General features: G+C 43.5%; 9 protein-coding genes. 7 read left to right on the top strand and 2 right to left on the bottom strand.

What is annotated here, in order from left to right:
• Nucleotides 1-355: 355 nt before the first annotated feature.
• From ACRCJ0_RS06395 to ACRCJ0_RS06425, 7 genes are all read left to right on the top strand, one after another.
• Nucleotides 356-1582 carry a M20 metallopeptidase family protein gene (locus tag ACRCJ0_RS06395; protein ID WP_431387369.1) on the top strand — a complete coding sequence of 409 codons (1227 nt, stop codon included), beginning with the start codon at nucleotides 356-358 and terminating at the stop codon, nucleotides 1580-1582.
• Nucleotides 1554-2840, top strand: coding sequence for a M20 metallopeptidase family protein (locus tag ACRCJ0_RS06400; protein WP_431387370.1), 1287 nt, complete (start codon nucleotides 1554-1556; stop codon nucleotides 2838-2840). Before ACRCJ0_RS06395 ends, ACRCJ0_RS06400 begins: the two co-directional genes overlap by 29 nt.
• Entirely contained in the window at nucleotides 2833-3783 is a 951-nt protein-coding gene (locus ACRCJ0_RS06405) for an ABC transporter permease (protein ID WP_431387371.1), read from the top strand. Before ACRCJ0_RS06400 ends, ACRCJ0_RS06405 begins: the two co-directional genes overlap by 8 nt.
• Nucleotides 3784-3995: 212 nt before the next feature.
• The gene (locus ACRCJ0_RS06410; RefSeq protein WP_431387372.1) at nucleotides 3996-4940 is read left to right on the top strand and encodes an ABC transporter permease; all 945 of its coding nucleotides are present in this window, start codon (nucleotides 3996-3998) and stop codon (nucleotides 4938-4940) included.
• Nucleotides 4941-4961: 21 nt separating this feature from the next.
• Complete coding sequence (locus ACRCJ0_RS06415; protein WP_431387373.1) at nucleotides 4962-6590, top strand: ABC transporter substrate-binding protein; 1629 nt, start codon at nucleotides 4962-4964, stop codon at nucleotides 6588-6590.
• A 23-nt stretch (nucleotides 6591-6613) separates the two neighbouring features.
• Nucleotides 6614-7798 (top strand): ABC transporter ATP-binding protein, encoded by a 1185-nt coding sequence (locus ACRCJ0_RS06420; protein WP_431389930.1) that lies wholly within the window; start codon nucleotides 6614-6616, stop codon nucleotides 7796-7798.
• Between the two features lie 11 nt (nucleotides 7799-7809).
• Nucleotides 7810-8757, top strand: coding sequence for an ABC transporter ATP-binding protein (locus ACRCJ0_RS06425; RefSeq protein ID WP_417893368.1), 948 nt, complete (start codon nucleotides 7810-7812; stop codon nucleotides 8755-8757).
• A gap of 76 nt (nucleotides 8758-8833) precedes the next feature.
• On the opposite strand, the gene ACRCJ0_RS06430 is transcribed toward ACRCJ0_RS06425, so the two are convergent.
• Together ACRCJ0_RS06430 and ACRCJ0_RS06435 are read right to left on the bottom strand one after the other, a co-directional pair.
• Nucleotides 8834-10030 carry a hypothetical protein gene (locus ACRCJ0_RS06430; protein WP_431389931.1) on the bottom strand — a complete coding sequence of 399 codons (1197 nt, stop codon included), beginning with the start codon at nucleotides 10028-10030 and terminating at the stop codon, nucleotides 8834-8836.
• Nucleotides 10031-10043: 13 nt separating this feature from the next.
• Nucleotides 10044-10754 (bottom strand): hypothetical protein (locus tag ACRCJ0_RS06435; protein ID WP_431389932.1); only part of this gene is annotated, 711 nt, incomplete at its 5' end.

Here is a 10754-nt window from a genome sequence, read left to right on the forward strand (position 1 = left end):
GCTGGTTTGGTGCTTTTTTGTTTGTAAAAAGGCAAAACTCTTGCAAACCTATCTAGTCAACTCTTAATGAAATGTCACATTTTATAACATAACTTGTCACAATTGTGAGCAAATTCGCCTTTTGACTAGATCAATTGGTAAAATTTTTTAACCTTTCAAAAGCTTGATTTTATCGTGAAAACGAATGAAAATGAGATTTCGATGATAAAAATGTACTTGCACATAATTATTTTACAATCTATAATCTAGTCATCAATTAGAAAATCTTACATTAGTAACCTTTAGTGTTATAAAATATAACATACAACGTTATATCAGTATAGATAATCAGATAAGAAAATTAGGGGTGGAAAACATGAACCAAGACGCCAATCATCACGCTTTGAATTATCAAGCGTATGCCAGTGAAACATTCGAACATTTACACCGTCATCCAGAAATATCTTTTCATGAATACCAGACCAGAAAGTTTATACGCCAAGAACTAGAAAATTTTGGCTATACCGATATTGAAACAGATGTTGGTGGCGGAGGGGTAATCACCAGACTTAAAGGTGACAAGCCGGGTCCGACTATTGCCTTTCGGGCCGACATGGACGCGCTACAAATTCAGGAAGAGACAGACTTAACTTATAAGTCGGCATTTGACGGGGTGATGCACGCTTGTGGTCATGACGCCCATACGACGATTTTATTAACGGCAGCGAAATACTTGATCCATTTAAAAGAAGAAATCGCTGGGACATTGGTATTCCTTTTCCAACATGCGGAAGAAGTGAAACCAGGTGGTGCCAAGTCCATTATGGCATCCGGCGCCTTAGATGATGTGGATAAAATCTTCGGCCTTCATGTGTCAGGCGAAAAAGCTTTCGACGGCACCATCTCTTACCACGAAGGGTTTGCGACCGCCAATTCAGATACCTTCGCCATCGAGGTCCACGGGAAAGGTGGTCACGCAGCTACTCCCCACCAAAATGTGGATGTAACCTTGACAGCATCCTACCTGATCCAACAATTACAGTCCATTATCTCGCGCCATAAAAACCCTATGGATCCCGGTGTTGTTACAATTGGGAACTTCCATGCTGGGAACGGGGTGGCCAATGTCATGGCCAACGTTGCTAGCTTAAATGGGACGATTCGAACTTATAATCCTGACTTACGTGCCCTTGCAAAAAAAGATTTATTCTCCCTATCTGAAGATATTGCGGCAGCCCACGGTGCTTCAGTTAAGATAGATTTCATTGATGGCTATCCAGCCCTTTACAACCATCCAACGGAAACGCAAACAGTAGTTGATATCTTTAAAGAAAGATTTGGCCAAGACATGGTCAATGAAAAGCCAGCTAGTATGGGTGGGGAAGATTTCGCCTACTACGTCCAAAAAATCCCGGGACTTTTCTATTTTATTCCAGCGGGTGCCCATCCAGACGGCGAGAATTACCCCCATCACCATCCAAAATTTGAAATTGACCAAAGATGTCTCATGTTGGGATTAGAAACCATCTTAACTATTGTCAATCATTATGTCATCGAAAGTGAGGTTGAAGCCTATGTTGAAAGCAGATATAGCGAGTACTAGTAGAATCGAAAGTGAAGTCAGCCAAGCCACGGCAGCCCTTTTGGCCAAATGGTTAAAACATGCAGCGTCTATTGAATCAGACGTTGTCCAAGTCCGACGCCATTTACACCAAAACCCTGAATTATCTTTTGAGGAGGTAGCAACAGCCAATTTCGTTTATATGGAATTGTTGTCAGCCAAAATCTTTGATATCGACCGGAATGTGGGGGATGGTTATGGGATTGTCGCTCGGGTCCATGGGGCTAAACCGGGTCCAACCATTGCCTTAAGGGCAGACATGGACGCTTTACCCATTACGGAAGAAACAGATTTACCCTTTGCATCGGAAAATACAGGTGTCATGCATGCTTGCGGCCATGATATTCATACCGCAACACTTTTAGGAGTGGCTCAAGTCATCCAAGCCCACCGCGATGAATTTGCGGGCACGGTCGTCTTCATCTTCCAACACGCTGAAGAGAAGAAACCTGGCGGGGCTAAAGCCATTGTAGATGCTGGTTACTTGACGGGTGTGGATGCAGTATTTGGTCTCCATATTGACCCTTCAAAAGAGGCCGGCACTGTTGGATATTCGTTGGGTTATGGGTCAGCTGCTTCAGACGCCTTTGAAATCAAAATTCAAGGTCGGGGCGGTCACGCTTCATCTCCACATACTGCCATCGATTCTGTGGTCATTGCTGCTGAAACGATCGCTAACCTACAAACTTTAGTATCCCGGGTGTCCAATCCCATTGAACCGTTAGTGGTGACTGTTGCGGGGGTAGACGCTGGTATGGGCGCGCCAAATATTATTGCCGATACAGCAACCCTTGTTGGCACAGTACGGTCCTCATCGCCAGAAGGTCGGGCCACAATCAAGAGCCAATTCATTCAAATCGCTGAGATGACAGCAGCTATGCATGGTGGATCAGCCAGTGTGGATTACGAAGAGGGCTACCCAGCCATTCAAAACACCGCAAGCATCGTGACTGACTTAGTGGCTGCTATCGATTACTCAGCTGTTTTCACAGATGTTATCGAAAACACCGCCGCAACAGGGGCAATGATGAACGGCGAAGACTTTGCCTACTACCTTGAAGACACACCAGGCGCCTTCTTCACTGTCGGTTGTGACTTCCTGGAAAAGGACAAGCAAGGTCAAGCTAGCTACCCTTTGCATAATAGTAAATTCGTCGCCAATGAAGCTTGTATTCTAAACGCTATGTCACTATTTCTGGTGATTTTAAGTCAATATTTAAAGGTGGTGCCTCATGATTAAATACCTCAGCAAACGATTATTACTAATTGTGCCAGTCTTGTTGATTATCTCTATCTTAGCCTTCGCCATGATCCAAATGGCACCAGGTGATATTGCCGATTTATACCAATCACCGGATGCCACCCCTCAACAAATAGAAATGATTCGGGAAAACTTAGGTTTAAACGATTCAATTGTAGTCCAATATTGGCGGTGGTTAACCAACTTATTTACAGGCGACTTAGGTTTCTCTTTTAGAACAAGAACGGCTGTTACAGGTTTAATCAGTGAAGCACTATTGCCAACTTTGCAGTTGATGTTTGGGACCTTGATTGCAGCCTATATAGTGGCTATTCCCCTAGGGATTTATGCAGCCAACCATAAAAATACCTGGGTTGACCACTTGCTGACGACTTTTTCTTTTGCCGGTGTGTCTATGCCCAACTTCTTCTTAGGGATGCTATTGATTTATTTATTCTCTGTAGAATTAGGTTGGCTACCCATTGGTGGGATGGAAAACTTATCAGGAGATATGACTTTCTGGCAAGGTCTTTCCTACTATGTATTGCCTATTCTTGTATTGGGGGCTTCTTACTGTGCTAACATGACCCGATATGTCCGGTCAACAGTCATTGGCATCAACGAACAAAACTATATGCGAACAGCAGTTGCTAAAGGGTTAAAAGAAGAGGATATGATTAAGCGTCATACCTTGCCAAATGCTTTAGTGCCGATTTTAACCGTTATTGGGTCTGATATTCCCCGTTTAATCGGTGGGGCAGTCGTAACTGAACAAGTATTCCGCTGGCCAGGGATTGGGTCATTGATGATGGCGTCTATTAATGCACGGGACTATCCAGTCATTATGACCATTACCTTGATATCAGCCTTTGCTGTATTGGCATGTAACTTATTGGTAGATGTATCTTATGCGTATGTAGATCCGCGGATTCGCTACGAATAAACATGACAGTGCGAGAAGACGCCAAGATGATTCCTTTCTTGGCGTCGGCTTTGTACATTGAAAAAGGGATTAAAATCGGGTTCGAGCCTCCAAAGAGGACTGCGTTTCAGATTAGGTTGTTGCTGACTTTGTCAGCCACTGCCCTAATCTTCCAACGTTCCTCTCTTGGCGTTGGCTCTTACACCTTAACAGGAATTTAGGAGGGGAAAGAGATGGCAGAAGACCACTTATTTAAAGCGACTTATGCGAGTCCGAAAGACTTTATGGACCAACATATGCTTGCCCGTGAGATACAAAAAACAGATGCAAGAATCAAGCAAACAGGCTATTGGACCATTATTTGGCAGCGTTTTGCCCGCAACAAGGCGGCGGTATTTGGCTTAATTTGTTTTATGATTTTATTAGCCGCAACAGTGTTTGCGGGGGTAATTGCCCCTTATAATCCAGATGAAATAGTAGGTGGGTTTCTGCAAGCGCCAACTGCTACCCACTGGTTAGGGACAGATGAAATTGGCCGGGATGTATTCTCTCGTTTACTATACGGGGGCCAAGTCTCTATGTTTGTAGGAATTGTATCGGTATTGATTTATGCAGCCATTGGGACCAGTTTAGGTTTACTAGCTGGATTCCTAGGTGGTGTATGGGACTTTGTGATCATGCGTTTAACGGAAGTGATCATGTCCTTCCCTTATTTCCTAGTAGTCCTAGTTGCAGTTGGGATTCTTGGACCATCTATTTGGAATGTAACGATTGTGATTGGTTTATTTGGTTGGGCACCGCTTTGTCGGATAGTCCGGGCAGAAGTAATGAAACTAAAAGGGGCTGATTATATTCAAGCAGCCGTTGCTTCTGGCTATTCAACAAGCAACATTGTCTTTAAGCAAATCGTTCCAAATATTTTGTCACCAATTTTAGTCAATATGACTTTTGGGATTTCAACTTCTATTATCACAGAAGCCTCTCTTTCCTTCCTAGGTGTTGGGGTTGTACCACCAACTGCCTCTTGGGGGAACTTGTTGACTGCAGCTCAATCCCTGTCGGTATTAACTATGCAATCTTGGCGATGGGTACCAGTAGGATTTGCCGTATTCTTAGCCGTATTATCGATTAACTTTATTGGTGAAGGATTACGTAGCGCAGTTGAAGGTGAGATATAAGACCGGGAGGAGGGAAAGATCATGAAAGCAAAACGATTATCGCTAGTTATAGCAACAGCGACCGCCTTATTACTTGCGGCCTGCGGGACATCCAATGACAGTTCAGTGGGTCTAACGACTGAAGTCCAAGCCCAAGAAATAAGCGCTACCGACAATACCCTTGATATTGGGACAACCAACACCATTTCCGGTTTTAACGTTTTTAACACCACAGACGTTGCCGGCCAATGGATTCAACGGTTCATGTACCCGTCATTACTAGACCAACCTGAAGCAGGGGTTTTTGAAGCCAATGTCGCTTCAATGACAACAGAAGACAACTTAGTCTATACCATCACCATTAAAGATGATGTCGTCTGGTCAGACGGGACCCCTTTTACAGCGGATGATGTGGCCTATAATTTCAATATCATCGCCAATCCAAATGTTGAAACTTCAAACTCAGCCAATCTGAAGTCTATCGAAGGGGTGGATGATGCTGGTAAATTAGCGGAAGGGACTGAAACCATTTCCGGTGTTCGAGTCATTGACGACAAGACCTTGACCATTACCCTAAAAAACGCCACTGACCCAGCTTACATTTATGAAAACATTGGCTTTAAGATTATGATTGCCCCTAAGCATATAGTTGAAAAAGAAGACATCTATAACCTGGGTTCTTCTGAATTTGCCACAAATCCGACTGTTTTTGCTGGCCCTTATAAATTCGTGAAATATGAGTCAGGGTCTTATGTCAAGATGGTGGCCAATGAAAGCTACCATAAAGGCAAGCCAGCTATTGAAAATGCCATCGTCCATATCATGGATTCAACCGGTATGGTGATTGCCCTTCAAGCAGGCGAATTAGACATGACCGCTGGTGGTGGGATTGCCTTAATCCCTATTTCAGACATCAAATTCCTTGAGCAAAATGAGGACATCTATGTCGAATCTAACTACGGGACTTCAGTCCAGTTTATGTATATCAACAATGAAAAATTCGATAACGCCACTTTCAGACAGGCACTTTTAGCGGCCATTGACCGCGACCGGATGTCAGACGGCTTATTGCAGGGGGAAGGGGAGGTTATTCCAACTACCTATACCTCAATTTCAGACTATAAAGATCCTGATTTAGATCCAGTGGCCTATGACCCAGACCGTGCCAAAGAATTGCTAGCAGAATCAGGCTTCGATACTAGTCAGACCATTAAATTGGCCGTTCCAACAGGAAATGTTACCCGGATGAATGCCGCCAACTTGATTGAGCAAGACTTAGAAGCTATCGGACTAGATGTCGTGCAAACATCAGCCGACTTTACCACCCACGCGGCCAATGTATCAGCAGGTGACTACGACCTAGCTATGATGGGGTTAGCCCTAAACGTTGACCCAGACCAAGGCTCTTATTGGTCATCATCAGGATCAAATCAAGTCAACATCAACGATCCAGAGCTTGATCAATTAATCAACCAAGGCGCATCACAAACAAGCTTTGAAGACCGATACGAAACCTACAAGGCCATCCAAGCCCGTTTCCAAGAACAAGCTTACCTAGTGCCACTGTATTCTGACTACCAATTTACCATTCAAACCACTGACCTAAATGGTGGTATCCAGCCATTCTGGTTCGGATCCCTGACAGATATTCATGAATGGACCTTCAACTAGGCCACAGAAAGGATTTGATCCACATGCACAACGACAAGATACTCGAAGTTAAAAACCTCAAAATTTCTTTTAAAACCCTAAACGGCGTCCTACCAGCTATCCGCGACGTATCCTTCTCCTTGAAAAAAGGGGAGACACTGGCGATTGTTGGTGAGTCTGGATCAGGTAAGTCTGTATCCACCAAAGCCATTACCGGGTTGTTGGCTAAGAACGTGACCAATATTGAAGCTGGCGAAATCCTTTTTAAAGGCCAAGACCTTTTAAAAGCCAGTAAGTCCGACTTAACCAAGATTAGAGGGTCTGAAATTGCCATGATTTTCCAAGACCCAATGACATCGCTGAACCCAGTAATGACAGTGGGTATGCAAATTGCTGAAGCCGTAATGGCTCATACCAAAGTCAATAAGGCAACGGCCATGCGCAGAGCTATTGACCTTATGGGAAAGGTAGAAATTAAAGACCCAGAAACAAAGGCCTACCATTATCCCCACCAATTTTCAGGCGGGATGCGCCAACGGATCATGATTGCTATGGCCCTTGCTTGTAAACCAAAAATCTTAATCGCGGATGAACCAACGACAGCACTAGATGTGTCTGTTCAAGCCCGTATTATTGAATTGATCAACCAATTAAAAGATGAATTCGACACCTCAGTTATCTTTATTACCCATGATTTGGGCGTCGTGGCCAATGTGTCCGACAGAGTAGCTGTCATGTATGCCGGCCGAGTTGTTGAAACAGGGACTACTAATGAAATCTTCTACCACCCCCAACATCCTTATACCTGGGGCTTACTAGAAGCGACCCCAACCTTGTCGACAGAAGACGACAACTTGTATACCATTCCAGGTAACCCACCCAATATGGCCAAGTTGGCGGCGGGTGACCCTTTTGCCCCACGGAACCCTTACGCACTGGATATAGATTTTGTAAAAGATCCACCCATGTTTAAGGTCTCAGAAACGCATCAGGCTGCAACGTGGTTATTAGATGAGCGGGCGCCTAAAGTGACGCTACCAGTAGATATTCAAGCGCGTTATGTGGTCTACCAAAGTATTTTAGATCGGGCTGCTGCTGAAAAAACGCAAGTTGACCAAGTGGCTACTAGTTCAACTTACGGACTTGCAGCCTTTGAAAATGCCGACCCAACTTACGGACCATTTTTATATGAAGAATTAGCCGAAACTGTACCTGTTTATAAAAGTTAGGAGGGGATTTGATGACAGATATTGTGTCAGTGAACCATGTGAAAAAGTTCTATGCTGAAGGGCGGGCGGAAGAAGTAATCGCCGTAAATGATGTGACCTTTACCATTAAGGCAGGGGAAACCTTTGGCTTGGTAGGAGAATCAGGGTCCGGTAAGTCAACAACAGGGAAACTCTTGATGAAATTAGAAGATCTGAGTGATGGTGAAATCAATTTTTTAGGTCAAGATATTGCCCAAATTAAAGGACGTCGCGACCTATTGGCCTTTAGAAAAGACATCCAAATGATCTTCCAAGATCCCTTTGCCTCTTTAAATCCTCGGATGACAGTGGGAGAAATTATCGGTGGGCCAATGCGGGTCCATGGTTTGGTCAAAACAAAACAAGAACAAGAAGCTGCTGTGGCCGAATTAATGGCTCAAGTTGGCTTAGACCCACTTTATGCTAATCGGTACCCACGGGAGTTTTCAGGGGGTCAATGTCAGCGGGTTGGGATTGCTAGAGCGCTAGCCCTAAGACCAAAGTTAATTATTGCGGATGAAGCTATTTCAGCCCTTGATGTGTCCATTCAAGCCCAAATCGTTAACTTGTTGAAGGAATTGAAAATTGCCAATGATTTAACCTATTTATTCATTACCCATGATTTGTCTATGGTCAAATATATTTCTGACCGGATTGGTGTCATGTGCCAAGGGCGGTTGGTTGAAATCGGTACAGCTGATGAAATCTATAACAACCCCTTGCATGACTATACCAAGTCCTTGTTATCGGCGATTCCAACAGCTGACCCAGAGTCAGAAAAAGTTCGTCAACGCCTTCACTTTGACGGCTTAGCTTATAGTGAGGATCAATGGACGGATTGCAGCCTAGTTGAAGTGGCCCCTGACCACTTTGTCTACTGTCATCCAAGTGAAGTAGCTGGCTACAAAGACCAGGTGAAACCAGCTTTGGCATTGGTATAAATATAGGCGCATACGAAAAAGGTGGTCTGGAATTTTTCCAGGCCACCTTTTTAATATTTTTCACGACATCATTTTCTTATTGAAGGAATTGTTGTTCTTCAACACTGGTGATTTTTGCGAAAGAATATGGACTATTTTCTTCTATAGTATATTCTTCTACAGTGGTCGTTTCACCAGTGGCAATATCCACTCGTTGCAATTGGCCTGTTTTGCCATCTGCAAGGGTTTGGAAGATATAGCCATTGTCAATGTAGTAGTCAGGGTTCTGTTCAAGGTCTGACTGCCATACTTGGTCAAAGTTTTGACTCTCCATGTCGTAAGCGTAAATACTTAATTGACTAGGATAGCTACCGTAGTCATTCTCCACATAATTATTGGTTAAGACAAAGATTTTATCTTCAATAATCACCGGCATAATATCGGTTTCACCAGATAGTTCTTCTAAAGCACTTACTAATGATGACGTGTCCATGGTTTGTTTGTTACCATTTGTTGGATTGATAATCTCATAAGTAGTTGGAGAGATATAGTCTTCACTGTCTTCATTATTTGTTGCTGCTATTGGCAACAAGTGGTACTCAGGGTTACGGTTTAGCCCGTCAACACTGCCTGAATACAATTCATAAACCGAATTGTCCATTGTAGTGTCTTCCGTGATTTCGCCATTTTCCTTGTTTAATTCAAAAGTTTTTAAGTAATCAGCTTGGTCGTAGTCTTTTAGGAAAGCGTATACCAAGTAAATGGTCGTGTCATCTTCAGCGATTGACATCAAGGTGTTACCAGTCCGGTCCGCTTGGTCTAACTGATAAGAGGTTATGGTATAGGTCCAGTGGCCCTCATCATTTTTTTGAATCAGAGTCAAGTTTAACTGGGCTTTGCTATCACCTAAGAGGGTATCAGCCTGCCATAATTGTAGGTCATCATTCTCCAAAATCAATCGGGCATTGGACAAGTTTGGCCGGTCGAACAAAGAGAAGTTTTTGTAGACCGCGTCTTGGACTTGGGCGCTAAACATACCGTAATTAGCGTTGGTCGTAGGAATTAGCGCGTCTCCTCGTCTTGATAGGGGGATCCAATGAAATGAATTCTGATCGTCTTCGCTTGTTAGATAAAGACTCGATGCTTGGGTTTCTTGCCCGCTAACTTCAGGGTTTACACTAGTTACCATAACAGGTTTAAAAGTGCCGACCCCAAGCCAGACGAATAAGGACACGCCAGCAATTACCACTAGGAAAATGAGTGTCAGCCAGTTTTGTTTACGCATTTTCATCATGATACCTCCTTTCTTAAATACTGACATAATGGTTCATCAACCATGACATCATATAACCGTTGATTATATTTGCGGCATAAATGAAGACTAAGACAATAATAGTCCCTTCTGTCGCAGTAAGGGGCATAGTGAGTGTTGAAAAGCCCATCAGGTAGACAAGGGCAATGGATACTACCCAGTAAATGATGATTGTTAATAAAGTCCGCGTCCAAGTATAGCCTTTCGCACTAAGTAAAATAATCATGCTATTCATTAAGGTGAATAAGAACCATAGGCCACCACCATAAGTCAGAAAGGTTTGTCCTGGGTGAGGCGGGAACAAGACCAAACTCGTTTGCATTTGAGTTGCAAGTTGAATCAAAACTGGTGTCGTGGTGTAGATTTCAGCAAACATGATAGAAAAAGCGGCGTTTGCAACATAGAATACGACCAATTGTAAAATCAAAATGCCAGCCATCATGATTAAAGTAGAGATTAACTTTGCATATGCAATTGGTGCCCGGTTTCCAGGTAAACTTAATAATCGGTATATAAAGTTACCTTGGAAATGCCAGTCACGAATCCAGGAAAAGACCGAATAAGCGAGTAAAGCAAAACTTGTGGCCCCAATAATCATGGTAAAGGCCATGCTATAATCAAAAGCAGAGGCTAAGTTGGTAATAGGGAAGGGGTAATATGTGGTATTTCCGGATGCAATCGCCATATAGCTTGCCCTGACGTTTCC

This window comes from Aerococcus sp. L_32 (genome assembly GCF_050689315.1).